General features: G+C 62.4%; 29 protein-coding genes and 1 tRNA gene. 21 read left to right on the forward strand and 9 right to left on the reverse strand.

What is annotated here, in order from left to right; genetic code table 11:
- Nucleotides 1–183 precede the first annotated feature (183 nt).
- The 4 genes from ACYG9Z_RS25560 (at nt 184) to ACYG9Z_RS25575 (ending at nt 5,448) form a co-directional block, all read left to right on the forward strand.
- Complete coding sequence (locus ACYG9Z_RS25560; RefSeq protein WP_023752009.1) at nt 184–1,347, forward strand: ABC transporter permease; 1,164 nt, start codon at nt 184–186, stop codon at nt 1,345–1,347.
- Nucleotides 1,344–2,282, forward strand: a complete 939-nt coding sequence (locus ACYG9Z_RS25565) for an ABC transporter ATP-binding protein (RefSeq protein WP_023752008.1) — start codon at nt 1,344–1,346, stop codon at nt 2,280–2,282. Before ACYG9Z_RS25560 ends, ACYG9Z_RS25565 begins: the two co-directional genes overlap by 4 nt.
- Entirely contained in the window at nt 2,279–3,046 is a 768-nt protein-coding gene (locus ACYG9Z_RS25570; protein ID WP_023700549.1) for an ABC transporter permease, read from the forward strand. The genes ACYG9Z_RS25565 and ACYG9Z_RS25570 overlap by 4 nt, the downstream gene beginning before the upstream one ends.
- 260 nt (nt 3,047–3,306) lie before the next feature.
- Nucleotides 3,307–5,448: a sodium-translocating pyrophosphatase gene (locus tag ACYG9Z_RS25575; protein WP_023752007.1), complete on the forward strand. Its 2,142-nt coding sequence runs from the start codon at nt 3,307–3,309 to the stop codon at nt 5,446–5,448.
- A 77-nt stretch (nt 5,449–5,525) separates the two neighbouring features.
- Here ACYG9Z_RS25575 and ACYG9Z_RS25580 read toward each other — a convergent pair whose 3' ends face one another.
- Both ACYG9Z_RS25580 and ACYG9Z_RS25585 read right to left on the reverse strand, forming a co-directional pair.
- A complete protein-coding gene (locus tag ACYG9Z_RS25580) occupies nt 5,526–6,524 on the reverse strand; it encodes a glycosyltransferase family 2 protein (RefSeq protein ID WP_023752006.1) in 999 nt (332 codons plus the stop codon).
- Between the two features lies 1 nt (nt 6,525).
- Entirely contained in the window at nt 6,526–7,071 is a 546-nt protein-coding gene (locus ACYG9Z_RS25585) for a dTDP-4-dehydrorhamnose 3,5-epimerase family protein (RefSeq protein WP_245259899.1), read from the reverse strand.
- 301 nt (nt 7,072–7,372) lie between these two features.
- Here ACYG9Z_RS25585 and ACYG9Z_RS25590 point away from each other — a divergent pair, with 301 nt between their 5' ends.
- Both ACYG9Z_RS25590 and ACYG9Z_RS25595 read left to right on the forward strand, forming a co-directional pair.
- A complete protein-coding gene (locus ACYG9Z_RS25590; RefSeq protein WP_023669364.1) occupies nt 7,373–7,834 on the forward strand; it encodes an anthrone oxygenase family protein in 462 nt (153 codons plus the stop codon).
- A gap of 75 nt (nt 7,835–7,909) precedes the next feature.
- Nucleotides 7,910–8,458, forward strand: a complete 549-nt coding sequence (locus tag ACYG9Z_RS25595) for a hypothetical protein (protein ID WP_023752005.1) — start codon at nt 7,910–7,912, stop codon at nt 8,456–8,458.
- Between the two features lie 51 nt (nt 8,459–8,509).
- On the opposite strand, the gene ACYG9Z_RS25600 is transcribed toward ACYG9Z_RS25595, so the two are convergent.
- Nucleotides 8,510–9,424, reverse strand: a complete 915-nt coding sequence (locus ACYG9Z_RS25600; RefSeq protein WP_023730859.1) for a LysR substrate-binding domain-containing protein — start codon at nt 9,422–9,424, stop codon at nt 8,510–8,512.
- Between the two features lie 235 nt (nt 9,425–9,659).
- On the opposite strand from ACYG9Z_RS25600, the gene ACYG9Z_RS25605 reads away from it, so the two are divergent.
- The gene (locus tag ACYG9Z_RS25605) at nt 9,660–10,673 is read left to right on the forward strand and encodes a helix-turn-helix domain-containing protein (RefSeq protein WP_084566294.1); all 1,014 of its coding nucleotides are present in this window, start codon (nt 9,660–9,662) and stop codon (nt 10,671–10,673) included.
- A 100-nt stretch (nt 10,674–10,773) separates the two neighbouring features.
- Here the strand turns inward: ACYG9Z_RS25605 and ACYG9Z_RS25610 are convergent, their stop codons facing one another.
- Complete coding sequence (locus tag ACYG9Z_RS25610; protein WP_023669368.1) at nt 10,774–11,286, reverse strand: outer membrane protein assembly factor BamE; 513 nt, start codon at nt 11,284–11,286, stop codon at nt 10,774–10,776.
- 115 nt (nt 11,287–11,401) lie between these two features.
- On the opposite strand from ACYG9Z_RS25610, the gene ACYG9Z_RS25615 reads away from it, so the two are divergent.
- The 7 genes from ACYG9Z_RS25615 to ACYG9Z_RS25645 all read left to right on the forward strand — a co-directional run bounded on the left by ACYG9Z_RS25615 (nt 11,402) and on the right by ACYG9Z_RS25645 (nt 16,200).
- Entirely contained in the window at nt 11,402–11,944 is a 543-nt protein-coding gene (locus tag ACYG9Z_RS25615; RefSeq protein WP_023669369.1) for a ubiquinol-cytochrome C chaperone family protein, read from the forward strand.
- A gap of 15 nt (nt 11,945–11,959) precedes the next feature.
- A complete protein-coding gene (locus ACYG9Z_RS25620; protein WP_023715400.1) occupies nt 11,960–12,508 on the forward strand; it encodes a YceD family protein in 549 nt (182 codons plus the stop codon).
- A gap of 147 nt (nt 12,509–12,655) precedes the next feature.
- Nucleotides 12,656–13,726: a phosphate acyltransferase PlsX gene (gene plsX / locus ACYG9Z_RS25625; protein WP_023669372.1), complete on the forward strand. Its 1,071-nt coding sequence runs from the start codon at nt 12,656–12,658 to the stop codon at nt 13,724–13,726.
- Nucleotides 13,727–13,735: 9 nt separating this feature from the next.
- On the forward strand, nt 13,736–14,707 hold the full coding sequence (locus ACYG9Z_RS25630; protein ID WP_023752003.1) for a beta-ketoacyl-ACP synthase III: 972 nt from the start codon (nt 13,736–13,738) through the stop codon (nt 14,705–14,707).
- Between the two features lie 104 nt (nt 14,708–14,811).
- A complete protein-coding gene (locus ACYG9Z_RS25635) occupies nt 14,812–15,135 on the forward strand; it encodes an integration host factor subunit alpha (protein ID WP_006201891.1) in 324 nt (107 codons plus the stop codon).
- Nucleotides 15,136–15,269: 134 nt separating this feature from the next.
- Nucleotides 15,270–15,812: a MerR family transcriptional regulator gene (locus tag ACYG9Z_RS25640; protein WP_023669374.1), complete on the forward strand. Its 543-nt coding sequence runs from the start codon at nt 15,270–15,272 to the stop codon at nt 15,810–15,812.
- Between the two features lie 85 nt (nt 15,813–15,897).
- Nucleotides 15,898–16,200: a hypothetical protein gene (locus ACYG9Z_RS25645; protein ID WP_023669375.1), complete on the forward strand. Its 303-nt coding sequence runs from the start codon at nt 15,898–15,900 to the stop codon at nt 16,198–16,200.
- 73 nt (nt 16,201–16,273) lie between these two features.
- Here ACYG9Z_RS25645 and ACYG9Z_RS25650 read toward each other — a convergent pair whose 3' ends face one another.
- Nucleotides 16,274–16,543, reverse strand: coding sequence for a hypothetical protein (locus ACYG9Z_RS25650; RefSeq protein WP_023669376.1), 270 nt, complete (start codon nt 16,541–16,543; stop codon nt 16,274–16,276).
- Nucleotides 16,544–16,956: 413 nt separating this feature from the next.
- Between ACYG9Z_RS25650 and ACYG9Z_RS25655 the strand changes: the two genes are divergently transcribed.
- Complete coding sequence (locus tag ACYG9Z_RS25655) at nt 16,957–17,160, forward strand: hypothetical protein (RefSeq protein WP_023752002.1); 204 nt, start codon at nt 16,957–16,959, stop codon at nt 17,158–17,160.
- 234 nt (nt 17,161–17,394) lie between these two features.
- Here the strand turns inward: ACYG9Z_RS25655 and ACYG9Z_RS25660 are convergent, their stop codons facing one another.
- Nucleotides 17,395–17,601 (reverse strand): hypothetical protein, encoded by a 207-nt coding sequence (locus ACYG9Z_RS25660; protein WP_084559020.1) that lies wholly within the window; start codon nt 17,599–17,601, stop codon nt 17,395–17,397.
- A 161-nt stretch (nt 17,602–17,762) separates the two neighbouring features.
- Complete coding sequence (locus tag ACYG9Z_RS25665; RefSeq protein WP_023752000.1) at nt 17,763–18,377, reverse strand: hypothetical protein; 615 nt, start codon at nt 18,375–18,377, stop codon at nt 17,763–17,765.
- Between the two features lie 296 nt (nt 18,378–18,673).
- Between ACYG9Z_RS25665 and ACYG9Z_RS25670 the strand changes: the two genes are divergently transcribed.
- Complete coding sequence (locus ACYG9Z_RS25670) at nt 18,674–18,967, forward strand: helix-turn-helix domain-containing protein (RefSeq protein WP_023682373.1); 294 nt, start codon at nt 18,674–18,676, stop codon at nt 18,965–18,967.
- A gap of 77 nt (nt 18,968–19,044) precedes the next feature.
- On the opposite strand, the gene ACYG9Z_RS25675 is transcribed toward ACYG9Z_RS25670, so the two are convergent.
- A complete protein-coding gene (locus ACYG9Z_RS25675) occupies nt 19,045–19,497 on the reverse strand; it encodes a cupin domain-containing protein (protein WP_023742841.1) in 453 nt (150 codons plus the stop codon).
- Between the two features lie 244 nt (nt 19,498–19,741).
- Here ACYG9Z_RS25675 and ACYG9Z_RS25680 point away from each other — a divergent pair, with 244 nt between their 5' ends.
- The 4 genes from ACYG9Z_RS25680 (at nt 19,742) to ACYG9Z_RS25695 (ending at nt 22,987) form a co-directional block, all read left to right on the forward strand.
- Complete coding sequence (locus ACYG9Z_RS25680) at nt 19,742–20,200, forward strand: YbaK/EbsC family protein (protein ID WP_023751999.1); 459 nt, start codon at nt 19,742–19,744, stop codon at nt 20,198–20,200.
- Nucleotides 20,201–20,295: 95 nt separating this feature from the next.
- On the forward strand, nt 20,296–21,084 hold the full coding sequence (locus tag ACYG9Z_RS25685; RefSeq protein WP_023751998.1) for a hypothetical protein: 789 nt from the start codon (nt 20,296–20,298) through the stop codon (nt 21,082–21,084).
- Nucleotides 21,081–21,656 (forward strand): CatB-related O-acetyltransferase, encoded by a 576-nt coding sequence (locus ACYG9Z_RS25690; RefSeq protein WP_245259907.1) that lies wholly within the window; start codon nt 21,081–21,083, stop codon nt 21,654–21,656. The genes ACYG9Z_RS25685 and ACYG9Z_RS25690 overlap by 4 nt, the downstream gene beginning before the upstream one ends.
- Before the next feature lie 134 nt (nt 21,657–21,790).
- Nucleotides 21,791–22,987, forward strand: a complete 1,197-nt coding sequence (locus ACYG9Z_RS25695) for an IS256 family transposase (RefSeq protein ID WP_286456782.1) — start codon at nt 21,791–21,793, stop codon at nt 22,985–22,987.
- A gap of 87 nt (nt 22,988–23,074) precedes the next feature.
- On the opposite strand, the gene ACYG9Z_RS25700 is transcribed toward ACYG9Z_RS25695, so the two are convergent.
- Nucleotides 23,075–23,151, reverse strand: a tRNA-Pro gene (locus ACYG9Z_RS25700).
- Between the two features lie 144 nt (nt 23,152–23,295).
- Here ACYG9Z_RS25700 and ACYG9Z_RS25705 point away from each other — a divergent pair.
- Nucleotides 23,296–24,264: a glycosyltransferase family 8 protein gene (locus tag ACYG9Z_RS25705; protein ID WP_023752910.1), complete on the forward strand. Its 969-nt coding sequence runs from the start codon at nt 23,296–23,298 to the stop codon at nt 24,262–24,264.
- Nucleotides 24,265–24,311: the final 47 nt, after the last annotated feature.

The raw sequence follows: 24,311 nt of genomic DNA on the forward strand, positions 1-24,311 counted from the left end.
TGCGTGCCTCGACAGGGTTGCTTCCGAACAGGCCGACGCTCGAGAGCTGACGATCCTTCACACCCCCCTCTGGCCTGCCGGCCATCTCCCCCGCAAGGGGGGAGATCGGACTTCGCGTCGGCTTGCGCCGATCACCAGCGTAGTCTGCGCAACGTGGAAAATCGCTCCTCATGGGGGGCATCCATGACCCTGCGTTTCGACAAGCTCGGCATGGTTATCGCGGCGATCGTTGCCTATGCGGCGTTTCTGGCTCCGTTCGCCACCTTCCGCGCCAATCGTATCGTTCCCGGTCAGGCGCGCTCGATCCTGGAGGCGCTGCCGGCCACAGTCGGGCCGCTACTGCTGGCGATCGTCGTCGTGGCCGCAATTGTTGCCTTGCTGAAAACCCCGCTTGTCCTGCGCCTGGCCGCAAGCGTCGTGGCGCTCGCCGCCCTTGCCATGCTGATCGGTGTCGCCGGCACCTTCCTGATGCCGGCCGGCAACACCTTCGCCCGCATCTCGCCGGCTTCCGGGTTCTGGCTGTTGATCTTTGCCTTCACATTGTTGCTCGCCGACGTGCTGACCAGGCTCAACCTGTCGCCACCGGCCCGCGTCGGCGTGCTCGTCGTCGCGGCGCTGGCCATCGGCTTGTTGCTGATATCGGGGCAGTGGGACAGCCTGTCGATCCTCAAGGAATATGCAAACCGCGCCGATAGTTTCTGGGCCGAAGGCTCCAAGCACATCACACTGGCGCTGGGGTCGCTGGCGGCGGCGGTGATCGTCGGCCTGCCGCTCGGCATCCTGTGCCACCGCGTCGAACGGTTGCGGGCCGGCGTGCTCAATGTGCTCAACATCGTCCAGACCATACCCTCGATCGCGCTGTTCGGCCTGCTGATCGCGCCGCTGGGCTGGGTCGCCGCGCATGTTCCGGGTGCCGCAGCGCTCGGTATCAGAGGCATCGGCACCGCGCCCGCCTTCGTGGCTTTGTTCCTCTATTCGCTGCTGCCGGTGGTGGCCAACACCGTGGTCGGGCTTGCCGGCGTACCCCGCGCGGCCAATGATGCAGCGCGCGGCATGGGCATGACCGATGGCCAGCGCCTGTTCGGCGTCGAGTTTCCGTTGGCCTTTCCGGTGATCCTCACCGGCATCCGCATCGTGCTGGTGCAGAACATCGGCCTGGCCACCATCGCAGCACTAATCGGCGGCGGCGGCTTTGGTGTGTTTGTGTTTCAGGGCGTCGGCCAGACCGCAATGGACCTGGTGCTGCTCGGCGCCGTGCCGACGGTGGCGCTGGCCTTCGCCGCGGCCATCATCCTCGACGCAGTGATCGAAATGACCGCCACCAGGCGCAGGGTTGAAACGGCATGATCGAGATCGAAGGCATTACCAAGCGCTATGACGCGACGACCGTGGTCAACGACGTGTCCATGGTCGTCGAGCCGCGTACGGTTTGCGTCATTGTCGGTACCTCCGGTTCCGGCAAGACGACGCTGCTGCGAATGATCAACCGGCTGGTCGAGCCGACCGCCGGCGTCATCAAGCTCGACGGCAACGACAACCGCTCGCTGCCCGGCTACGAACTGCGCCGCAGCATCGGCTACGCCATCCAGGGCCACGGCCTGTTCCCGCACCGCACCGTTGCGCAGAACATCGCCACCGTGCCGGTCCTGCTGGGCTGGGACAAGGACCGCATCAAGGCCCGCGTCGATGAGTTGATGACACTCTACCAGCTCGACCCCGAGGCCTATGGCCAGCGCTACCCGCACGAACTGTCCGGCGGGCAACAGCAGCGTGTCGGCGTCGCGCGCGCGCTCGCCGCCGAGCCCAATGTGCTTCTGATGGACGAGCCGTTCGGCGCACTCGACCCGATCATCCGCACCAAGGCGCAGGAAGATCTGCTGGCGATCCAGAAGCGCTTCGGCACCACCATCATCCTCGTCACCCACGACATGGAGGAGGCGGTCCATATGGGCGACAAGATCGCCGTCATGGATGCCGGAAAGCTGGTGCAATACGCCAAGCCGGAAGAGATCCTGGCGCGGCCGGCGAACGCCTTCGTCGAAACCCTGGTCGGCGCCAGCGAAAAGCCGTTCCGGCTCTTGTCGCTCGGCCGCGTGCGCGACGCCGTGGAAAAGGGGTCTGCCGAAGGCGAGGCGATCCCAGGCGACGCCAGCCAGCGCGACGCGCTGGCCGAGCTTCTGTGGTCGGGCCGGCCGGCGCTGCCGGTCAAGGGCGAAGACGGCAAGCCTCTCGGCCGCGTCACCGTCGACGGGCTGGTGAAGCGCGCGGCGAGACCGGCATGAAAGGGGCCGGTCTAAAAGCCTGGCTGCCTTCGCTGCTCAGGCTTGCCCTGGTGGTGCTTCTCATAGCCTTCGTTACCAATCCCGGCTGGTTCGAGCCGCTGTTGAAGCCGCTGACCGAAAACAATGCGCCGGCGATCTACAATCAGGGCAGCCTGCTGACGCTGACCCTGCTGCATCTCAGGACCGTGCTGATCGCTACCGTCGCCGCAACCATCGTTGCCGTGGCGCTTGCCATCCTGGTGACCAGGCCGGCGGGCGCCGAATTCCTGCCGCTGTCGCGCAGTCTGGTCAATATCGGCCAGACCTTTCCGCCGGTGGCGGTGCTGGCGCTGGCGGTGCCCGCCGTCGGTTTCGGCGAGAAGCCGACGCTGATTGCGCTGTTTCTCTACGGCCTGCTGCCGATCTTCGAGAACGCGCTGACCGGCCTAACGACGCTGCAGGGCAACATCATGGAGGCCGCGCGCGGCGCCGGCATGACCGGCTGGCAAAGGCTGATCAAGGTTGAATTGCCGCTGAGTGCGCCGATCATTCTGGGCGGCATAAGGCTGTCGGTGGTGATCAGCCTGGCCACGGCGACGATCGGTTCGACGGTTGCCGCCAAGACGCTGGGCGAGGTGATCATCGCCGGCCTGCTGTCCAACAATCTCGCCTTCGTCCTGCAAGGCGGCCTGATCGTCGCGGCGCTGGCGGTGCTGATCTATGACGGACTGTCCGCCATCGAGCGCTATACGGCGCGCAAGATGGGGCAGGAGACTGGCGACTGACCTTCGCTGGACTGCGGGCAAAGCATTGACTGACGCGGCGTCATTTCAATCGATCTAATAGCAGGGCATCGGCAATGGGAATGTTGTGGCCTAAACCTTTTGGCTGAAAGCGGGGCAAAAACCGAACAATATCTTGACGTTCCGAGCCGTGTTTCGCATACACCGCTGCGAAGGACGGATTCCGCCTAGGCTTATCCGCTCCCCGCACCAACGGCCCAGGGAGGGGTTCTTTTGGGCCATCAATCGAGGAAAATTCGGCAATGACCATCATTTCTGCCGTCATCGCCTGCGGCTTGCTTTCAATCCTTTACGCCATCTGGGCGACACGATCGGTTCTTGCAGCCGATCAGGGCAATGCACGCATGCAGGAAATCTCCGCCGCCATCCGCGAAGGCGCGCAGGCCTATCTGGCGCGCCAGTACACCACCATCGCCATCGTCGGCGTGGTCGTGCTCGTGCTCGCCTGGTGGCTGCTTTCGATCACCGCCGCAGTCGGCTTCCTGATCGGCGCCGTGCTTTCGGGCGCCGCCGGTTTCATCGGCATGCACGTCTCGGTGCGCGCCAATGTGCGCACCGCGCAGGCGGCGTCCAACAGCCTCGCCGCCGGTCTCGACATCGCCTTCAAGTCGGGCGCCATCACCGGCATGCTGGTGGCTGGCCTGGCGCTGCTCGGCGTGTCGATTTACTACTATATTCTGACCGGCCCGATGGCCCTGCAGCCCAATGACCGCATCGTCATCGATGCGCTGGTTTCGCTCGGCTTCGGCGCTTCGCTGATCTCGATCTTCGCCCGTCTGGGCGGCGGCATCTTCACCAAGGGCGCCGACGTCGGCGGCGATCTCGTGGGCAAGGTCGAAGCCGGTATTCCCGAAGACGATCCGCGCAACCCGGCCACCATCGCGGACAATGTCGGCGATAATGTCGGTGATTGCGCCGGCATGGCCGCCGACCTCTTCGAGACCTATGCGGTGACCGTCGTTGCCACCATGGTGCTGGCTGCCATCTTCTTCGGCGGAACCGCCGCTCTGGGTGCGGCGATGCTCTATCCGCTCGCCATCTGCGGCGCCTGTATCCTGACCTCGATCGTCGGCACCTTCTTCGTCAAGCTCGGTTCCAACGGCTCGATCATGGGCGCCCTCTACAAAGGCCTGATCGTCACCGGCCTGCTGTCGATCGTCGGTCTCGGCGTCGCTACCTCGGCAACTGTCGGCTGGGGCGAGGTCGGCACCGTCGCCGGCATGACCATCATCGGCAAGAACCTGTTCATCTGCGGCCTGATCGGTCTCGTTGTGACCGGTCTCATCGTGGTGATCACCGAATACTATACCGGCACCAACAAGCGCCCGGTGAACTCCATCGCCCAGGCCTCGGTGACCGGTCACGGCACCAACGTCATCCAGGGACTTGCGGTGTCGCTCGAATCGACCGCACTGCCGGCAATCGTCATCGTCGGCGGCATCATCTCGACCTACCAGCTCGCCGGCCTGTTCGGCACGGCGATCGCGGTCACCACCATGCTCGGCCTTGCCGGCATGATCGTCGCCCTCGACGCCTTCGGCCCGGTCACCGACAATGCCGGCGGCATTGCCGAAATGGCCGGCCTGCCCAAGGAAGTGCGCCACTCCACCGACGCGCTCGACGCGGTCGGCAACACCACCAAGGCGGTGACCAAGGGCTATGCCATCGGTTCGGCCGGTCTTGGCGCGCTGGTGCTGTTTGCGGCCTATTCGAACGATTTGAAGTTCTTTGCCGCCAATGGCGACAAATATCCATACTTCCAGGGCATGGGCGATGTCTCCTTCGACCTCTCCAATCCCTATGTTGTCGCCGGCCTGATCTTTGGCGGCCTGATCCCGTACTTGTTCGGCGGCATCGCCATGACGGCGGTCGGCCGCGCGGCGGGCGCCATCGTAGAGGAGGTGCGCAAGCAGTTCCGCGAGGACCCGGGCATCATGGCCGGCACCTCCAAGCCGAACTATGCCCGCGCCGTCGACCTTCTGACCAAGGCGGCGATCCGGGAAATGATCATCCCCTCGCTGCTGCCGGTGCTGGCGCCGCTCGTCGTCTATTTCGGCGTGCAGCTGATCTCGGGCTCCAAGGCGTCCGCCTTTGCGGCACTCGGCGCCTCGTTGCTCGGCGTCATCGTCAACGGCCTGTTCGTCGCCATCTCGATGACTTCGGGCGGCGGCGCTTGGGACAATGCCAAGAAGTCGTTCGAGGACGGTTTTGTCGACAAGGACGGCGTCAAGCACCTCAAGGGCTCCGAAGCGCACAAGGCTTCGGTCACCGGCGACACGGTTGGCGATCCCTACAAGGACACCGCCGGCCCGGCGGTCAACCCGGCGATCAAGATCACCAACATCGTGGCGCTTCTGCTGCTGGCCGTGCTCGCGCACGGCTAAGGCAACGCCACTGCTTCAGGAACAAACCCGCGGGAGCGATCCCGCGGGTTTTTGTTTGAGATTTACGCTGGTGGCAGTCAACCCTCATCCGGCTCGGTCCCCACATCGCCGCGCTTGCTGTAGCGATCCAGCAATTCGCTCACGCCAGGTTCGCGCTCAGGCATCGGCGCCAGGCCACGCAGGCGCCGCAGCTTGGCAAGGAAGGCGCCTCGCTTATACTTGCGGCGGAAGGCGCGGGCGCGGGGATGGATGCCAAGAGCCGCCATCAGCCTGCGCCTGAGATAACTCGATGCCGCCAGGCGAATGGGTTCGCCCGCGCAGCCAAGGATTTTCACGCGCAAGGCGTCCGGCGTCTGCATGGCATCCAGAAGATCCTTCTGTTCCTGCGCATTGTCGCCGAGATAGGAACCCTTGCGTATGCCGGAATGCAACTTGATCACCGTGAGGTGCGGCATCGTCGCGATCACCGCGCCCTTTCGCCATGCCCGAAACAGCCAGTCCTGCGAGCTTTCGCAAAAGCACTGGCTGGCGGATCGCCAAGGTCCGAGCAGGCTGAACGAAGCGCGGCGAAACATGTGTGCCGAGCCAAATCCTTCCGTCGTGACGGGGTCGTAAAAACCGTCCCTGCCGATCCCGAAGATCGAATTGACAGGATTGCCGGCCGCCGACGGCGGCTGGATGACGGCGCCGCGCGCCAGCACCACGTCGGCGCCCGAGGCGTCGATCCAGCCGGTCATCGCCGCCAAATGGTCGGGAAACCACAGATCGTCGTGGTTGAGCAAGGCGACGAAGCGGCCACGCGCCCTGGCAAAGCCGATATTGTTGGGACCGGACTGTTCGCCGAAATTGACAGGAAGATCGATGTAGACGATGCGGGCATCGTCAAATTCAGCGACAACGGCCGCCGTATCCGGCCTGCAACCGTCGCCGATGACCAAGGCTTCCCAGTCTTGCAACGTCTGGCGCATGACGCTGGTCAATGCCTGCCGCAGTGCTGCCGGCCGGTTGTGCGTCGCGATCACGATCGAAACCAGCGGTTCGCCGCCGGCCTGATCGCGCTGCGCCGATGCTTCCACGCTACACCAGTCTGTAGGGAATGTGGTCGGTGTCTGGCGGCAGGCGCCAATGGTCGGGCTGATCGTAGGCATAGGCTTTGTCGACGAGGTTGAGCAGCACCGCCGTCTCCGCTCCGAGCGAAACAACACCGTGCCATATTCCGGGTGGAATGATGACGACCGCCGGGCGCAACGGGCCGATAATCTTGTGCCAGACGGCGCCGAAGGTCGGCGAGGCCTTGCGTCCGTCAAACAGCGAAATGCGAACGCTGCCGACGCAGCAGAACAGCCGGTCGGTGGTCACCGCGTGTGCATGCCAGCCAGTCACCGCGCCGGCATACAAGGTCCGTTGGAAGACCTGGCCGACCGGCTCCGAATCGAGCTCCCACTCCTCGCGAAAGATCTCGGTCAGATAGCCGGTGGAGGTTGCGACCGGCCTGATCTCCTTGACCCTCACGCCATCGATCGCCACCGGCTCGATGGGTATCCAGTCAGGCGTGACCACCTGGCCGTCAGCCGTTCCGGTCGCCATCCAGCCTGTCGGTTTTGTCCGGGTTTTTTCCGGCACGGATGCTCCTCCCAATTCAGCGTGATGCGCCATTGGCCAGCACGGTCTGATACGAATTTGACCGGTCGCTGGCAAGTACGCGTCAAGGTTTGCTGATAGGCTTCGATCTCACGGCACTTGATGTTTCCGACGCAATCGGAGGGCCGCATTGCCCAAAACATCGTTCCATCCTACCCAAGCCCGGACCGTTCGCCTGCTTTAATACCCCGGCCATTGGCCAGGACATTGCGATCGACGCGGTGTCGGGCTCGCCTCTGCGGCGATTTTGGCCAGGGAAACGACATTCGGGCAGGGAAAAGACATGGACATTTTCTTGATGGCGGCTTCGCTTGCGCTGGCTGGAATTATTGCCGGCATCTACGTCTCGGGTGTAATCCACGATTTTCGCATCGATGATCTTACCGCCGGCCAATACATGGCCATGCATCAGATGCGCGACCGGACGTTTACCCGGGTGATGCCGTTCGTCAGGCTGACGACGCTGGTGCTGATCGCGGCGATGGCGATGTTTGCGGTCGATGCCGGCCTGCCGCGCATCCTGACCATCGTCGCCGCGGCACTGGTGGTGATCGACATTGGCTTCACCGTCAGCCGTCAGGTGCCGCTCAACAAACAGGTGCAGAGCTGGACGCCGGTGACCATCCCCGATGATTGGGCGCAGACGCGCGACAGCTGGGCGGCCAACCACAATTTGCGCCTTGTGCTTGGACTGGCCGAATACGCCTGCCTGTTTGCCGCGGTCATCCTGACGCTCAGCCGGTGATTCAGTTTTTGCGGAACGCCGCGGCATGGGTCGGCACTTCTGCCGGCCGCCGCCGTTGAAAACAGGAGTATTGCCATGCTGCATCACGCTTCATTCAACGCCCGCGATCCGCAGGCCGTCGCCAGCGTCCTTGCCGAAATGCTTGTCGCCACCGCGGTTCGTGCGCCGTCGCCGCCATTTCCTGAGGGCGCATGGTTTGTCTGCCTCGGCGACGATTTCGGCTCGCTGATCGAAATCCTGCCGTGCGGCACGGTTCTGGATCAGCAAGCGCCGCTCGGCATCGGCTTCGATCCGAATATGCGCCTGCGCTCCGGCTCGCATGTGCTGCTCAGCACGCCCAATTCGACCGAAACCATCCAGGGCATTGCCGCCCGCATGGGCTGGCATAACGAGCTGATCGATGCGCGCCTGTTCAAGGTGCTCAAGGTCTGGGTCGAGGACGAAACCCTCGTCGAATTCCTGACGCCCGAGATCGCACCGCTATACCGCGCGACATTCGCCTGGGGCGGCATGGCGACACTCGACGCCAAGCTGCGCGAGCTGGAGAGCCAGATGGCGGCAGCGCTTGCCGCCAAGGCGGCGAACCAGTCGGGCCGCAAGGATGAGCAACTGGCCGATACATGAGTCCGTGAGCCCCGACGCCTTCCGATGAGAGCTCCTGGACGGCCGCCGAGGTCAACCGTCGCCGGTGTTGTCGCCGGCTTCCGCCTTCAGCCAGTTGATGAACGATCTGGCAGGCTCCCAGGCGGAGATGGACGGGTGGACGACGACGTAGTGGTTCCAGTTCGTCGGTATGTCCGTCGTCAGGAGGCGCACGAGCCTGCCGGTGCGCAAATCGCTCTCGACCAGCGACTTCCTCGCGATGGCGACGCCCAGTCCGCTGGCCGCCGCTTCGACCGCCAGCAAGGTGCCGTTCAGATTCATGCCGTCGCCAACCGTATCCAGCGGCAGATTGTTTCTCTCGAACCAGTGGCGCCAATTGGCGCCGCTCTCGTCATTTTCGGCCGTCGTGTCGAGGATGCGAAACAGTCGCAGCACATCGTGCTGGTCTCTGACCGGGCCGTTGGCGGCGAGATAGTCGGGACTGACGACAGGAAAGATCGCATCTGCCATCAGCCATTCGGTCTCGACGGCCGGATAGTGTCCGCCGCCGAAGCGCAATGCGATGTCGACTGTTCGCTGCGAAAGGTCGACGACTGCAAGATCCGCATTGATGTCGATCTCTGTTTCGGGATGCTTTTTGCGAAACCTGTGCAGACGCGGGGCCAGCCAGCGCACGGCATGCGAAGGAATGGCGGTGACCCTCAGCCTCGTGCGCTCGTTGCGCGCGACACTCGCGATCGTGCTCTGGATTTCCAGCAGTGCGCGTCGCACGCCCGCGGACAATCTTTCGCCTTCAAGCGTTAGTTCGACGCGGCGGACATGGCGGGTGAACAGAAGCACGCCGAGATCGGCTTCGAGATCGGCGATGCGGTGGCTGAGCGCGCTTGGCGTAACATTCAGCTCATCGCCGGCGCGCTTGAAGCTGCCCAGCCGGGCAATGACCTCGAAAGCACGAATGGATTCCAGTTGTGGAAGCCGTCTTGTCATTTGCCGTTACCCGATCCCGCCATGGGTTCCTTAGCATGAATGAACAAAGCTCATCCATAGCTTCGTAAATAGTCTTTTGTCCAAGTGCGCAAATCATTGTAGCCATCCAGTGCCCCCCGATTGCCGCCGTCGGATGAGAGGCCGTTCATGGAACGAGCCTCGACTACGAACGACAGTGAAATGAAGACAATCGCTTGGGAGTACCCCATGACTATTCGACCCCCCGAGGCTGCGCATGCGCGCTTTTCGACCGCAATGTGGCCGCGAGCGGAATTGGCGAAACGTCTATTGCGACCTGTTGCGCCGGATGGTGACCGACATGGATTTTAACGTCACGGAGGAAGAGCTCTCCATCGACGCGACCATCCTGCGGCTGCCGGACGTCGGCATTGCCGATTCGAGGACCACCGCCTTCCGCACCATCCGTTCCCGCGCCATGGCCAAGGGGACCGATGATTACATTTTCTTCATGTGTCTGGAGGGCGCTGCCACCTTCTCGCATCTCGGCCGCGAGGCCAGCATCGAGGCCGGCCAGGCAATCCTTCTGTCCTCCTCTGATCCGCATGTGATCGAGCGGGCGATGTCGCATCATCTCTTCATCACCATCCCCAAGGCAGCGCTCGGGCCCATGGCTGCGAATGCGGATGCCGCCCTGATGACGCCGATGTCATGCGTGGGCGAAAAGTTCTTGCTGCTGACCAGCTATGTCCGTCTGCTGATGCAGGAGCCGAACCTGGCCGCATCCGAATTGCGCTGGCTTGCCGCCAAGCACATACAGGACCTTGTCGCGGTCGTGGTCGGGGCAACGCAGGACGCCACTGGGGTCGCCGCAGGCCGCGGCATACGCGCCGCGCGGCTGCGCGCCATCAAAGCCGATATCGAAAGCAATCTGGCTTCCGGCGATGTCGGGTCCGACGCGCTGGCCGGGCGCCACCGCGTCAGCGCGCGCTATATCAGAAAGCTGTTCGAGGGTGAGGGTACCTCGCTGTCGCAGTTCGTGCTTGGCCGGCGGCTGGCGCTGGTTTGCAGCAAGCTATCCGACCTGCGCCTGGCACACCGCACCATCGGCGCCATCGCCTTCGACGCCGGCTTCGGCGATCTCTCGACCTTCAACCACGCCTTCCGCCGGCATTTCGGCATGACGCCTTCGGAAGCGCGGCAGAGTGCGGCTGTGCACCGCGCCTCGCTGGAGCCCGGCGGCCGAACAGGCCACGCGCGGCAAAGCGCGACGGGTGTTGCGGCCGCATGACCTCAAAACAAAAGCCCGCAGGATCGCTCCCGCGGGCTTTTGGTCGCCTGAGAAGGTGTCGCTTCGGGGGAAGCAAAAATCTGAGGAAGGCGGTCGCTTCTTAGGCGCCGCCGCCAGGAATGGGGGGCGCCAGCTTGCTGGCGCCTTTGATGATCTGGCTGAGGAAGTTCTGGTCCTTGCCGCCGGTCGGCGTGGTGCGCGAGATGAAGTCGAAAATCTTACCGTCCTTCAGACCGTAATTGGCAATCTGGGTGACGCGCCCGTCCTCGCCAAAATAGACCGCGAGCACTTTCTGGTCGACCAGGCGCGGCTTGTCGAAAGCGACATAGCGCTTGCGCGTCTGCGAAATGTAATAGAACGCCTCATTGTCGAAGGTGGCTTTCGTCGATGGCGTGCCGAGCGCCAGAAGCACCTGTTCGCGGCTGGAGCCCACCGGCACCGAATCGACCGCCTGCTGGTCGATAACATAGCCCTGCGTCAGCGTCTCGCTAGGGTTAAGGTCGCCGAACATCTTGGACGAATTGCAGCCCGACAGCGCGGAAGCCACCAGCACCAGCGAAACCGCGGCGGTGGCCCCAGGCAGAAAAGTCGACTTGAATTTCAGCGCGCGCAACAACAACTCCATTAGCTGGCCGCAACTTGCGCTGGGCGGCAAAACCGGTAAACCAGCTTGCTTGCCGATGCAACAAGGCCCATTCAAACAATCGGTCCCCAGGAGACCACCCTCAATGTTCCAGCGCCTTTTTGGCCGCGAACGCAACGCCAACCGCGCTATCACCGAGGCGCTTTACGCACAAATCGTGGCGGCGGCGCGGCAGACCGTGTTTTATTCCCACTGGAATGTGCCGGATACGCCGCTCGGCCGTTTCGAGATGCTGTCGCTGCACATGTTCCTGTTTCAGCACCGGCTCCGCGGCGAAGAGGGCGTCGCGCATGAGGTCGCGCAGGTGCTGATCGACGAGTTCTTTCTCGATGTCGAGCATTCGCTGCGGGAACTGGGCGTTGGCGATGTCGGCGTGCCCAAGCGCATGAAGAGGCTGGCCAAAATGTTCTACGGCCGTACCGCCGCCTATGACGACGCGCTGGAACGCAGCGACCGCGACGCGCTTGCTGCCGCCCTGGCGCGCAATGTCAGACCCGATGCCGGCGCCTGGCCGCAAGCCTTGCCGCTGGCGTCCTATGTAATCGATGCCGCAAGGCAGCTTGAAGCACAGCCGTCCGAATCGATCGTTTCCGGTGCCGTGGCGTTTCCCGTCGCGAAAGCGGAGTGAGGAGGGGAGACCAAGATGAAACATGTGGACACGCCTAGCCCGGTCTCATTCGCGGCCAATGTCGGCCGCCTGCCGCACAAAGGTTTGCAGGTGGTGATCGACGCCGACGCCGCGCAGCGCGCAATGCTTGCGCGCGAGCACGAGCTGCTTTCGGTCGAAAACTACCGTGCTGAGCTTTTGGTGGCGCCGTGGAAGCGCAATGGCGTCAAGGTCAGCGGCCGCGTCGAGGCTGATATCACCCAGGCCTGCATCGTCACCCTTGAGCCGGTCGCGGCCCATATCGACGAAGAGGTCGAGGCGCTGTTCCTGCCCGAACAATCTAAACTCGGACGGCAAGGTTTCGAAGGCGGTGGCGAAATCCTGCTCGACGCCGAAGGGCCGGACAGCCCGGAAACTTTCTCCGGCGACACGATCGACGTCGGCGCGCTCGCCGAACAGTTCTTCGGGCTGGCGATCGATCCCTATCCGCGCAAGGCAGGCGCCTCGCTCGATGCCGCCGGCCCGAACGAGCCCGTCGAGAATGAATTCCAGCAAAAGCTGCGATCCTTGCTTGGAAAATCCTAAAACACGAAGCGATCGGAGAAAAGCCGGTTGTGCGGCAGCCCAAAACCGCTATTTTCGCCGAACCTTCGCGAGCCCCTGAATTTCGCGAGTTTCGTATTTCTTTCGCGGGCCATGTGCCCTGGCCCAAGCTAGTGAGATAAAGACCGCGTGATCAGGATTTCCATCGATGCCATGGGTGGCGATCACGGGCCAAACGTGGTCATCCCGGCACTCATGACGGTCGCCGTCAGGCGTCCCGACATCCGCTTCGTCATATATGGGCGCGAGGAATTGGTGCGCCCCGAACTCGCCAAATTCCCCAAACTGGCCGAGGTCAGCGAGTTCCACCATTGTGAAGTCGCGGTCAGGATGGACGACAAGCCGAGCCAGGCGCTGCGCCACGGCCGCTGGAAGTCGTCGATGTGGAAGGCTGTCGAAGCAGTCAAGAGTGGCAGCGCGCAGGCCTGCATTTCGGCCGGCAATACCGGCGCGCTGATGGCGATGTCGAAATTCTGCCTGCGCACGATGGCGACCATCGACCGTCCGGCGATCGCGGCGATCTGGCCCACGATGCGCGGCGAGAGCGTGGTGCTGGATGTCGGCGCCACCATCGGCGCCGATGCGCACCAGCTGATCGACTTTGCCATTCTCGGCACCGGCATGGCGCGCTCGGTGTTCGGCATCGACCGGCCGAAAGTCGGCCTGCTCAATGTCGGCGTCGAGGAGATCAAGGGACAGGAAGAGGTCAAGGAAGCCGGGCGCATGCTGCGCGAGGCCAACATGGCCTCGATGAATTATCATGGCTTCGTCGAGGGTGACGACATCGGCAAGGGCACGGTCGACGTGGTCGTCACCGAGGGCTTTGCCGGCAACATCGCGCTCAAGACGGCAGAAGGCACTGTGCGCCAGATCTCAGGCTATCTGCGTGCCGCGATGAACCGCACGCTGATGGCCAGGATCGGCTATGTCTTCGCCAAGGGCGCTTTCGACCGCCTGCGCGAAAAGCTCGATCCAGGCCGCTCCAATGGCGGTGTTTTCCTGGGTCTGAACGGCATCGTGGTAAAGAGCCATGGCGGCGCCGATTCGGACGGTTTCGCGGCGGCCATCGAGCTTGGCTACGACATGGTGCGCAACAATCTGATCGACCGCATCGAGGCCGATCTCGACCTGTTCCATGCGCGCAACCCGCATGCCCAGGCAAACAGGAAATCCGACGCCACCGTCGACGAAAAGGAATAGGAAAGAGCTTTGATCAGATCAGTCGTGCGCGGCACCGGTGCTGCGCTGCCCCGCCGCATCATGAAGAATGCCGATTTCGAAGGCATGGTCGAGACCTCGGACGAGTGGATCGCCCAGCGCACCGGCATCCGCCAGCGTCATATCGCCGCCGATGACGAGACGACGGCGTCGCTGGGCGAGGCGGCGGCGCGCGCAGCGCTCGACAATGCTGGTCTTACGCCTGCCGACATCGACCTGATCGTGCTGGCGACCTCGACGCCCAACAACACCTTTCCGGCGACCGCCGTCGAGATCCAGAACCGGCTCGGCATGCATCACGGCTTTGCCTTCGACCTGCAGGCGGTGTGCTCGGGCTTCGTCTATGCGGTGACCACCGCCGACCTCTACATCAGAGGCGGCCTCGCCAAGCGCGTGCTGGTGATCGGCGCGGAGACCTTTTCTCGCATCCTCGACTGGAGCGACCGCTCGACCTGCGTCTTGTTCGGCGACGGCGCCGGCGCGCTGGTGCTGGAAGCGGATGAGGGCACCGGCGGCATTGCCGACCGTGGCGTGCTGGCGATGAGCCTGCGCTCCGACGGCGCCCACAAGGACAAGCTTTTCGTCGATGGCGGTCCCTCGACCACCGGCACGGTCGGCCATCTCAGGATGGAAGGCCGCGAAGTGTTCAAGCACGCCGTCGGCATGATCACCGATGTCATCGAGGCGACGTTTTCGCAGGCCGGCATAACCGCCGACGACCTCGACTGGTTCGTGCCGCATCAGGCCAATAAACGCATTATTGACGCTTCGGCCAAGAAGCTCGGGATTGCTGAGCAAAAGGTGGTGGTCACCGTCGATTTGCACGGTAACACCTCGGCTGCTTCCGTGCCGCTGGCGCTTTCGGTGGCCCTCGCCGACGGTCGCATCAAGAAGGGTGATCTCGTGCTCCTGGAAGCGATGGGCGGAGGCTTCACCTGGGGCGCGGTTCTCGTTCGCTGGTAAGTGCCGAACGGTCCGGTTTCGGTCCTTGACCTTGCCGGATCAATTACTTAGGCTCTGCCTTTACCTGTATCGATTTATGTTTTTTGAACTGATGGGACGGTCGCATGGGGGGAAAGACACTTACGCGCGCCGACCTTGCCGAAGCTGTTTACCGTAAGGTCGGCTTGTCACGGACTGAATCGGCAGAACTCGTCGAAGCGGTGCTGGACGAAATCTGTGAAGCCATCGTACGCGGCGAGACGGTGAAGCTGTCGTCCTTCGCCACCTTCCACGTCCGTTCCAAGAACGAACGCATCGGCCGCAATCCCAAGACCGGCGAGGAAGTGCCGATCCTGCCGCGCCGGGTGATGACCTTCAAGTCGTCGAACGTGCTGAAAAGCCGTATCCTGCGCTCGCACCAGAACAGCAAGGCCAAGGGCGGCAAATAGGTTCTGCCGCAGGCTTCGGTTGAAAACGCCGGGCCGTTTTGACGCCGGGCTTGAATATTGTTTCATAAACCGCTGAAATGATACCCGATTCGGCAGACTGGGCCGGATCGCCGTCCAGCGTGAGGATTTCGCCCATGGACAAGAGCCCCGACGCTTTCCGCACCATCAGCGAGGTCGCGGAGGATCTCGATCTGCCGCAGCACGTGCTGCGCTTCTGGGAAACCCGTTTCAACCAGATCAAGCCGATGAAGCGCGGCGGCGGCCGCCGCTACTACCGGCCGCAGGATGTCGAACTGATCAAGGGCATCCGCCACATGCTCTACGACCAGGGTTACACGATCAAGGGCGTGCAGAAACTGCTGCGCGAGAACGGCAACCATTTCCTGGTCGCCATCGGCAATGGCGACATGGCTGCCGTCGAAGCGATCTCGCAGCGCAGGCAGGCCGATCAGGTGCCGCTGACGCCAGCCGCCCAGCCGCGCGGCATGGATGACGAGATGCTGGTCGGTCAGCCCAAGGTAAAACCCAGCCGCCGCTTTTTCGGCCTGGGCAAGACCGAGGAGGAAGGTCCGGTCCAGCCCGGCGCATCGAAACTGTCGCGCGACAACCGTGCCTTGCTGCAGGAGGCGCTGTTTGACCTCCTGGAGTGCAAGCGCCTGCTCGACCAGGTGCGCTAACCTTTCCGCTGCCCTCGGGCAAGCAGACCGGAACCGGTTCTGCGGCCATGCGTTTGGCCTTCTCTCAAAAGAAGGAAAAACAATCATGGTATCGCTTTCGACCCTCTCCGATCTCGATCTCGAAAAGCAGGTCGCGACCCTTTCCAAAGAGCTCGCCGCGTTGCGCAAAGTCGTGGCCAAACGCGGCGGTGCTTACTACGAGGACGGGCGCGATGCCGCTTCGGACTATTATGGGCAGCTTGCCGACCTTGTCAGCGATGCGCTGCCGGCGATCAGGAAGCAGGGCAGGGCGATCGAAAAGACGGCGCGCGATCGTCCGGCAACAGCCGCTGCTGTTGGGTTGGTCGTGGTTGGCCTTCTCGCCAGCTTGTTGCTCAGCCGGCGCTAAAACAATTCACGAAAACAAAAAGAAAATGGCGGCCGTCCCGCGGACGGCCGCCATTTCCCTGATCTGCGGCCGATTACTTGGCGAGCTTGATCTTGGCCTGCGGCGAAACCTGCGCGGTCTGGCTGCACTTGCCATAGACAGTGCCATTCTTGTCCGTGGCGTCGGTATAGGTGCCTTTGCACTCGATCGAGAGCACCAGGCAATGACCGGAGCCCTTGCAAACCGCGCCGCCGTCGCCCGTGGGATGCGTGCCGTTGGCGAAAGCCGAGGTCGGAACGGAAGCCGAACCGAAGGCCGAGACGATGAGGGCCGCGGCGAGCGTGATGCGCTTGAAGTTGGTCATTTGAGCATTTCCTTCTCTGGATCGAGGATCGCCACCATGGCGTCCTTCTGTGTTGGGATCGCCTTCTCGGCGTCCATGCCGGTTAGTGCGGCCTCCAAAGCAAAGGTTCATGCGTGGTTCGAATTTTCTTCGCGTTTTTTCGCGACGTCGATTTTTAGCCTTCGCCAACGGACGGCGCCTGGCGGGGCCGGCATCGATCATGCATTTTCGCGTGAAGGCCGCTGAGGTAGCGGCGCGGCATCCCATGCGAAGGTCACACCGTGGCGTGCCCAAATGGCCGGCCAAGACCTAGTCCGCGCCCGGCTCTTGTCAGGTAGCGGCAGCAGTCATTGCCGCCACTTGGCACCGCGCTTTCTGCCACTCCCGGCTGCGACTATAACGCCAGTCCAAAGGTACCGGCGGAGGAGACGGGCGTGGTCGCAAATTACATCGACGAGTTCATCATGTTCTGCGCTGGGCTGTGGATGACAGGCGTTGGTTTTCGGCTGCTCCAAAGTCCTTTTCAGGCCCAGAAAGGTCAGCAGCCATGGTGGCTGCAGGTCGCGAAGCATTTCAAATGGATGGGACCGCTTTTGATTTTGATCGCAATAGTGCTCGCGTTCGCGGCGCCGTCCTAGCGGGTTCCGACAGCATTGAGAGACCCGTGGTGTCCTGCAACTGGCAACCGCTGTGTTGTCGGCCTTGCGCCTGATACGTTCGTTGGGGTGCGCTGTGGTTGCTCGCGTTCTGGCGCATCGGCGCCATCGAATCCTGCCTTCAGCTTTTCCACGTGTCGCCTGGCAAAAACCAACGGGAAGGCGGCCTTGGCGAGGACTCCAGGGCCAGCCTTCCCGTTGGGCAAGTCGGCCGTGTCAGGCCTTCTTGGCCTCCACCTTCTTGTGGTGGTGGTGGTGGTGGTGGTGGTGATGGTGATGGCGGTGATGCTTGTTGTGATGATGATGATGGTGGTGATGCTTCTTGTGCAGCGGTGCTGCGTCGGCGCTGCTGGCGCCGATGAGCGGCAGAGAGACAGCCAGGGCAAAAGCCAGCCCGAGAGCCGACAGGAGGGACTTCTTCATGACTTCGTTTCCTTTTCTGCGCGGGCTGAATTTGGCCGTCACCGAGCAAGATCGGTGCCGGTGAACCCCGCAGTCATGACTATCGCCTCCGAACTTTTCGACAGTTTTTCCGGACTGTAGAATTTTGTTTCTGGATTGTGTCTGGCGGCTTCGTCGGCAACTTACATCGGCGGAATGACGCCGTTGGTGCCGACAACGACCCGGCCCGCGGTCAGCTTGCCGTCGCTGCCGCGCTCGGCGTTGACGAACACCACAGCGCCAGGCTTGAGGTCGGCGGGCGTCGCCGGCGCGAAGGTCACCACCGGCGTCGTCTGCGGGATCGCGATCTGCTTTTTCTGGCCATTGTCGTAGGTCAGCATCACCGTGCGATCTGCAATCTCGGTGACATCGGCGACCGTGCCGTTGGTCATCCGGCTGTTGGGCTCGAGATCCCACGGGCGGTCGCCTTCGCCGGCGCCCTTCAGCGCGGCCGGGAAGATCACCACCTCAAGCGCGCCGCTGCCGCCATCGGCCTTCGAAACAGAGGCAATGCCGAGGAAATCGCCTTGCTTGATATCCCCGGCATCCGCCTTGGCGACGCCGGAAATCTTCCACCCTTCAGCCAGCGCGATGGCGTCGGTAGCGCCTTCGCGGGTCTTCACCGTCAGCGTCGCTCCGGCAAAGGCGGTCGCCGTGCCGCGAATGCGCACGGCCTCGGCGGCTTGCGCCGCGACCATGCTCGCGCCAGCGAGGCCTGAAATCGTGGCGAGCACGATGGCTGATGTCTTGAATGTCATGGATCTGATCCTCTTGGGAAAAGCTGGCCCGATGCGGCTGCCAGCAACATCAGGTTAACGCGCGAGCGGCGCAAAAGCGCTGAACACTTCGGCGTGCGGCCCTTCAAAAGAACTTGATTGGGAGATCGGGGCGGAGATCCTATATGTGCCCTGGCGCCTGCGGTTTTGACGCCGGTTCACGATGCTGTGACGGTCGGTTTGGGCCTTGGCAAATCGCCGTCAAGCGGGCATTGTCCCGGCTCTCAGGCAACACCCTATCATTTGATCCAAAACTCTTTAGCCCCATGGAGTTGCCAATGCCCCAAACTGCAAAACACGAACCCTTCTCCAGGCTGGCGGCCGATGTTGCGGCCGACGTTGCGCTCGAGCACCCCGGCCTCAAAGCCATCCGGGAGACAAAGGGATACAGTATTGAAGAGCTTTCCCTGACCTGCGGTCTGTCGACCAGCGAGATTGCCGACATAGAGAGCGGCAAGGACACCGATCCGACGAAACTTCGCCGGATCGCCGCAGCATTGCAATTGCCGGAAACGGCCCTGATCGATGCCCCGGCGCCCACGGCGCCTGTGGAAAACCGGTCCGTTTCATAAACAACGGCCAAGCGTCGTTCAACAAGCCCGCCATGGTTTGCCCTGGCGGGCTTGTTGCATTCGCCCAACGGCGAATGTCACTTCTTGCTCGGATCGTCCGCCGGGTTGACGTAGGTGATCGCGAACGGCCCCTCGCCATGAACCTGGACGATCGTAGCGCTTGTCGTCCAGGCGTAATGGTTCATTCCCTGTGGGGCTACGCCGAAGCCGCCGGCGGTCAGTTCGATGCCCTTGGTCTCGTCGAGCTTGTCGCCCATGCCGATATGAAAATTGCCGGAAATCACCGTCACATATTCCGAGGTGGGATGGTTGTGCGCGGCAATCCTGTAGCCGGCCGGCAGCTTCAACCGCAGCACGTAGATGCCATCCTTCGAGGGGTCCCCGGCGATGACAGCCATGTCCGCGCCGGCGGGCAGCACAGCAGGAGCAGGGCCCCATTTGATGGCGTCCACGTTCATCGGCATGTCGTCGGCAAGCAGCGGTGCCGTCCCGATAAGCAGCAGCGCCAGAGCCGAGGCGAGCTTGAGCATGATGATCTCTCCGGTTGGTCGTGGGAGCACAGCATCAGCGCCGGCCCTGATCCATTGCGACCTACCAATGCAGCAGCCCGAACACATCTCCCGCACGGGGGATGCGCCTTGTGTTGCTGACATGCGGCGCGACCCGCCCGGCCTGGTACCGCTGCAGCCGTCGAGGGGCGGGGAGGTTGCCGCCGACCGAGCGTGAAGCTATCCAGTGTGAACGCTAACCGTTTTCGAATGGGACAATGCCGAGATGAGCCTTGAATCCGTGCGCGCCTTCCTGGCTGCCCATGCGCCCGATGTCGAAGTGCTCGTCACCGAAGCGAGTTCCGCGACGGTGGCGCTGGCGGCTGAGGCGCATGGCGTGGAGCCGGCGCAGATCGCCAAGACCATCTGCCTGCGCGTCGGCGGTGAGACCATGCTGATCGTGGCCGGCGGCATGTCGAGGCTCGACAACCGCAAGTTCAAGGACCGTTTCGGCGGCAAGCCGCGCATGCTTGACGCCGACGAGGTTGTCGCGATTACCAGCCATCCCGTCGGCGGCGTCTGCCCATTCGGCCTGCCGGCGCCGCTGCCGGTCTATTGCGACGTCTCGCTGCGCGCCTTCGATGAAGTCGTGCCCGCGGCCGGCGCCACCAACGCCGCTGTAAGGCTCAGCCCGCAGCGCATGGCACAGATTGTCGATGCCGAATGGGTCGATGTGTGCCAGTAGTGAATCGTCGGCTGATTTCAGCAGGAGATTTCTGGGAGCAAAACGACTGCGAGCGCAGCTAGTAGAAGATTGAACGACCCTTTATACGTGGCGGAATGAACGACGTTTTTGGTTACATCGCCTATGGTGAGAACGAGCTTTACCATCGCGGCGCGCTACTCAGCGCCCTCAAGCTTTTGCACCATTGCCCGACCTCCAGAATAGTCGTCGCAACGGACAGGACTGACCTCTTTCGCGCTTATCCTGTTGAGACAATGCTCATAACGGCCGAACAGAAAGACCAGTGGTCTTTCGGCGGAAGCTACCATTTCGGTATCAAGGCCGGGGCTATGCGTGAGCTTTTGCAGCGAGCAGATCGGCTCCTTTTCATGGACACCGACATGTACCCGGTGGGTGACCCGTCGAAGGGCTTCCGCTCGATCTCTGCGACCCATTCCTCTATGCGCCTGTGCGAAGGGCCGCATCGCATCTATCAGAACGCGCTGCCGGGCAAGAACATCAGCGTCGGCGGCCAGGTCCTGACCGGCCAGGAACCGATGTGGAACAGCGGCATCGTCGGGATCCACCGGGACAACCTCACAGCCATGGTGGACGCCTTCGCCGCTATCAAGGCCGTTCATGAGGTGACCGACACTTGGGCGCCCGAGCAGTTCTGCCTCGGGGTAGCCCTTTCTCAAAACGGCCGAACCATAAGCCCTCATAGCCTGCCGATCCGACACTACAATACCCGAGGCAAAAAGCAGTTCGCTGAGCCGCGTGTTCATGCGTTCTTTAACGCGTACGGCATGGCGCCAGTCGGCCAGCAGGTTGAAAAGGCCAGTCGATATCGTCTATGGCGGACTCCCGCGGATCTCTTGCTCCAGAAGCTTAAGAGGTCACAGTGACGGGGTGGCTGCGCACGAGGAATCTGTTTCGATCCAAGCTGCCCCCAAGCGTGACCGTTGGACGTCACACCTATGGGGTGAGCCGGAAGAAGGTGCTTGGAGCGTCTGCCGCCACTCCGTTGGCCCTTGGGGCGTTCTGTTCGGTCGCCGGCAACGTGAGCTTTGAATGTTCCGGGGGAAGCCACGTGCCTTGGGCTGCAACCACTTTTCCGATCCACAGCCGCATGATGGACACGACTGATCTCAATGCGCACGGCGGCAAACCCGTCGGCATTACCATCGCCAATGATGTCTGGATCGGCCGCCAAGCGCTGATCATGCCAGGCGTCCACATCGCGGATGGCGCTATTGTTGCGGCCGGCGCCATTGTCACCAGGGATGTGCCGCCATACGCGATCGTCGGCGGGGTCCCGGCCAAGCTTATCCGGTATCGCTTTTCACAGGATGTTATTGCGAAATTGCTGGCGATCCGGTGGTGGGAATGGAGCGACGAGAAGATCAAGCAGGAGGCTGCTTTTCTCACAGGTCCCATCGAACTCTTTGTCGAGCGGCACGCCAGCATGACGGCTTAAGAATGCATCTTGTTTGCGGGAAATCGAAAAGACGGTGGTAGTGTGCTGAGAGTTCTGCAAATTCGCTGAGAGGGGGCGGTCATGGCAGGCTGGTGATTGTTCACGTCACCTGATTCCCGCGAAGGAACGCCACCATGACCAAGACTGAAGTTAAGACCGCCAGCGCTGCCGTCAAAGACATTTTGCTTTCGAACCCGGATGGATTGCACGAAGTGCTCCGTGCGGTGATGCAGGAGGTGCTTGAGGCCGAGATGGACGAGGCGCTGGGTGCCTCGAAGAGCGAGCGCACGCCCGAACGGCTTGGCTATCGCTCGGGCTATTACGGCCGCACCCTTGTGACGCGGGTCGGCAAGCTCGAGCTGCGGGTTCCGCAGGACCGGGCCGGGCGCTTCTCCACCGAGCTGTTCGAGCGCTACCAGCGTTCCGAGCGGGCCTTGGTGGCGACACTGGCGGAGATGTATGTGCAGGGCGTGTCGACCCGCAAGGTGAAGGCGATCACGGAAGAACTGTGCGGCCATGCCTTCTCGGCCTCGTCGATCTCGGCCATCAACAAGCGGCTGGACGAGAGCCTCGCTGCCTTTGCCAGGCGCCCCCTTCAAGAGCCGTTTCCTTACCTCATCCTCGATGCGCGCTACGAGAAGGTGCGTGAAGCCGGTGTTGTCATGAGCCAGGCGGTGCTGATAGCGGTCGGTATCGACTGGGACGGAAGGCGCCAGATCCTGGCCGTGGAGATGGCCAATCGCGAGAGCCGCTCGGCCTGGAGGGACTTCCTCGTCGGCCTCAAGGCGCGCGGCCTCAAGGGCGTCGAGTTGGTTGTGTCCGACGATCACGCCGGCCTGGTGGCAGCGATCGGCGAGGTGATCCCCGAAGCCGCCTGGCAACGCTGCTACGTGCACTTCCTCAGGAACGCGCTCGATCATCTGCCGAGGAAGCACGGCGACGACTGCCTGCAGGAATTGCGCTGGCTCTACGACCGGCGCGATCTCGCAGAGGCCAGGGCTGATCTTGCCGCATGGCTTGCCAAATGGTCGGCACGCTATCCGCGCCTGACAGGCTGGGCCGAGGATGCCATCGAACAAACCCTGACCTTCTTCAGGCTGCCCAGACAGCACCACAAGCATCTCAAATCCACCAACATGCTGGAGCGGCTCAACGAGGAAATCCGCCGGCGCACCTATGTCGTGCGCATCTTCCCCAATACCGAAAGCTGCCTGCGCCTGGTCAGGGCGTTGGCCGTCGAGACCAATGAAAACTGGATGGAGGCCAACCGATACATCAATATGGACGACCTGCGCGAGCACAAGAAGCTCGCTCTGCGCCAAGCCGCATGACCAGCATCATGGCCGCCCCATTTTGCAGAACTTGACGCACACAACCAAGACGGTAGCCACCTTGGGGGAAGCGGCCAACTATTTGTTTGGTCGGAGTGGCCGGATTCGAACCGACGACCCCTTGACCCCCAGTCAAGTGCGCTACCGGGCTGCGCTACACTCCGGACCGCGCAAAGCCATATATTTTCAAGGGGTATGGTGCAAGCGCTAAAACGGCGCGCCGGACCTGAAAGTCGCCAGGCATTCGGCCTTGTCGCCGCAACGGCAAGGCGATATGGCTCGCGCAGTATCGATACGAAGGATTGCGCGTGGCAAATTCCTGTTTTTTTCTGGCGGCCGACGCCAATTATTTTCCGTATGCATGCTTGGCGGCGCGCAGAATTCTGGATGTTTCGGGAGAGGCAACACCGGGATTCATCCTGCATGTCGGCGCACGCGATGCCGATATGCGTGTTGCTGAACGCCTGCTGACGAACCGTCTTCGCATAGTGGACGTTTCGGGGCTGTTTGCGGAGGCTGGCCATACTTTCCGGCCAAGCAATGTCGGCACTTTTGTTCGGCTTTTCGCCGACCAACTGCCTCAGTTCGCGGACTATGACCGCATCGCCCATGTCGATTGTGATGTTCTGTTCAATCGGGATATAGGTGACCTGGTGGGCCAGACACTTCATGCCCCATTGTTGGCCGCCCATGACGATTATATGTACTTCCGCCCAGGCTACCGGCACAAATTGTCGATGCAGCCGGGAGCGCCTTACTTCAATGCCGGTATCATCGTCTTCAACATGCCGCTGGTGCGTGAACAGGGACTTTTGCACCGCGCCAGAGATGTCGCCGTTGCCGGGCAGATGAACGATCAGAACGCGCTGAACATCGTCTTCGAGGGCAAGTGGCAGACGATGCATCCGAACTGGAATTTGATGTCCAACGATACGAAGGAATTTCGGTTCGCCCAAGCCTATGCCCGGCATTTCGCCGGCGGCAAGCCGTGGGGGAGCCAGGTCGACGTGGAACTTGAGGCGCTTGCCGTCTGGCGCGGTCTGGCAAGGGATACGCCTTGGCTCCAGCCCTTCCGGCAGCGCATTCCCTTCGAGCGAGGCGTCATGAGGCGATTCGCTCGCAGATTCGACGGCATCATGGGGATGTTGCCTGCCAAGGATCGGTATCGGCGGCGGGCAAGGTATGATGGAAGCAAGGTGCATAGGATTTATGCCGAGCATGCCCTTGCCGGTGCGATGGCCGTGCAGTTTCCTGAAATACTCGGCGGTTTCGCTTGAGATATTCGCGACTTTGATCCGTAAGGCGCAGGGCAGGAGAATTAGAC

Source organism: Mesorhizobium sp. RSR380A, assembly GCF_054719385.1.

Coding starts and splice junctions, on each gene's coding strand:
- ACYG9Z_RS25560 (WP_023752009.1), top strand. CDS start 184: ATGACCCTGCGTTTCGACAAGCTCGGCATGGTTATCGCGGCGATCGTT.
- ACYG9Z_RS25565 (WP_023752008.1), top strand. CDS start 1,344: ATGATCGAGATCGAAGGCATTACCAAGCGCTATGACGCGACGACCGTG.
- ACYG9Z_RS25570 (WP_023700549.1), top strand. CDS start 2,279: ATGAAAGGGGCCGGTCTAAAAGCCTGGCTGCCTTCGCTGCTCAGGCTT.
- ACYG9Z_RS25575 (WP_023752007.1), top strand. CDS start 3,307: ATGACCATCATTTCTGCCGTCATCGCCTGCGGCTTGCTTTCAATCCTT.
- ACYG9Z_RS25590 (WP_023669364.1), top strand. CDS start 7,373: ATGGACATTTTCTTGATGGCGGCTTCGCTTGCGCTGGCTGGAATTATT.
- ACYG9Z_RS25595 (WP_023752005.1), top strand. CDS start 7,910: ATGCTGCATCACGCTTCATTCAACGCCCGCGATCCGCAGGCCGTCGCC.
- ACYG9Z_RS25600 (WP_023730859.1), bottom strand. CDS start 9,424: ATGACAAGACGGCTTCCACAACTGGAATCCATTCGTGCTTTCGAGGTC.
- ACYG9Z_RS25605 (WP_084566294.1), top strand. CDS start 9,660: ATGCGCGCTTTTCGACCGCAATGTGGCCGCGAGCGGAATTGGCGAAAC.
- ACYG9Z_RS25615 (WP_023669369.1), top strand. CDS start 11,402: ATGTTCCAGCGCCTTTTTGGCCGCGAACGCAACGCCAACCGCGCTATC.
- ACYG9Z_RS25620 (WP_023715400.1), top strand. CDS start 11,960: ATGAAACATGTGGACACGCCTAGCCCGGTCTCATTCGCGGCCAATGTC.
- ACYG9Z_RS25635 (WP_006201891.1), top strand. CDS start 14,812: ATGGGGGGAAAGACACTTACGCGCGCCGACCTTGCCGAAGCTGTTTAC.
- ACYG9Z_RS25640 (WP_023669374.1), top strand. CDS start 15,270: ATGGACAAGAGCCCCGACGCTTTCCGCACCATCAGCGAGGTCGCGGAG.
- ACYG9Z_RS25645 (WP_023669375.1), top strand. CDS start 15,898: ATGGTATCGCTTTCGACCCTCTCCGATCTCGATCTCGAAAAGCAGGTC.
- ACYG9Z_RS25650 (WP_023669376.1), bottom strand. CDS start 16,543: ATGACCAACTTCAAGCGCATCACGCTCGCCGCGGCCCTCATCGTCTCG.
- ACYG9Z_RS25660 (WP_084559020.1), bottom strand. CDS start 17,601: ATGAAGAAGTCCCTCCTGTCGGCTCTCGGGCTGGCTTTTGCCCTGGCT.
- ACYG9Z_RS25665 (WP_023752000.1), bottom strand. CDS start 18,377: ATGACATTCAAGACATCAGCCATCGTGCTCGCCACGATTTCAGGCCTC.
- ACYG9Z_RS25670 (WP_023682373.1), top strand. CDS start 18,674: ATGCCCCAAACTGCAAAACACGAACCCTTCTCCAGGCTGGCGGCCGAT.
- ACYG9Z_RS25675 (WP_023742841.1), bottom strand. CDS start 19,497: ATGCTCAAGCTCGCCTCGGCTCTGGCGCTGCTGCTTATCGGGACGGCA.
- ACYG9Z_RS25680 (WP_023751999.1), top strand. CDS start 19,742: ATGAGCCTTGAATCCGTGCGCGCCTTCCTGGCTGCCCATGCGCCCGAT.
- ACYG9Z_RS25685 (WP_023751998.1), top strand. CDS start 20,296: ATGAACGACGTTTTTGGTTACATCGCCTATGGTGAGAACGAGCTTTAC.
- ACYG9Z_RS25695 (WP_286456782.1), top strand. CDS start 21,791: ATGACCAAGACTGAAGTTAAGACCGCCAGCGCTGCCGTCAAAGACATT.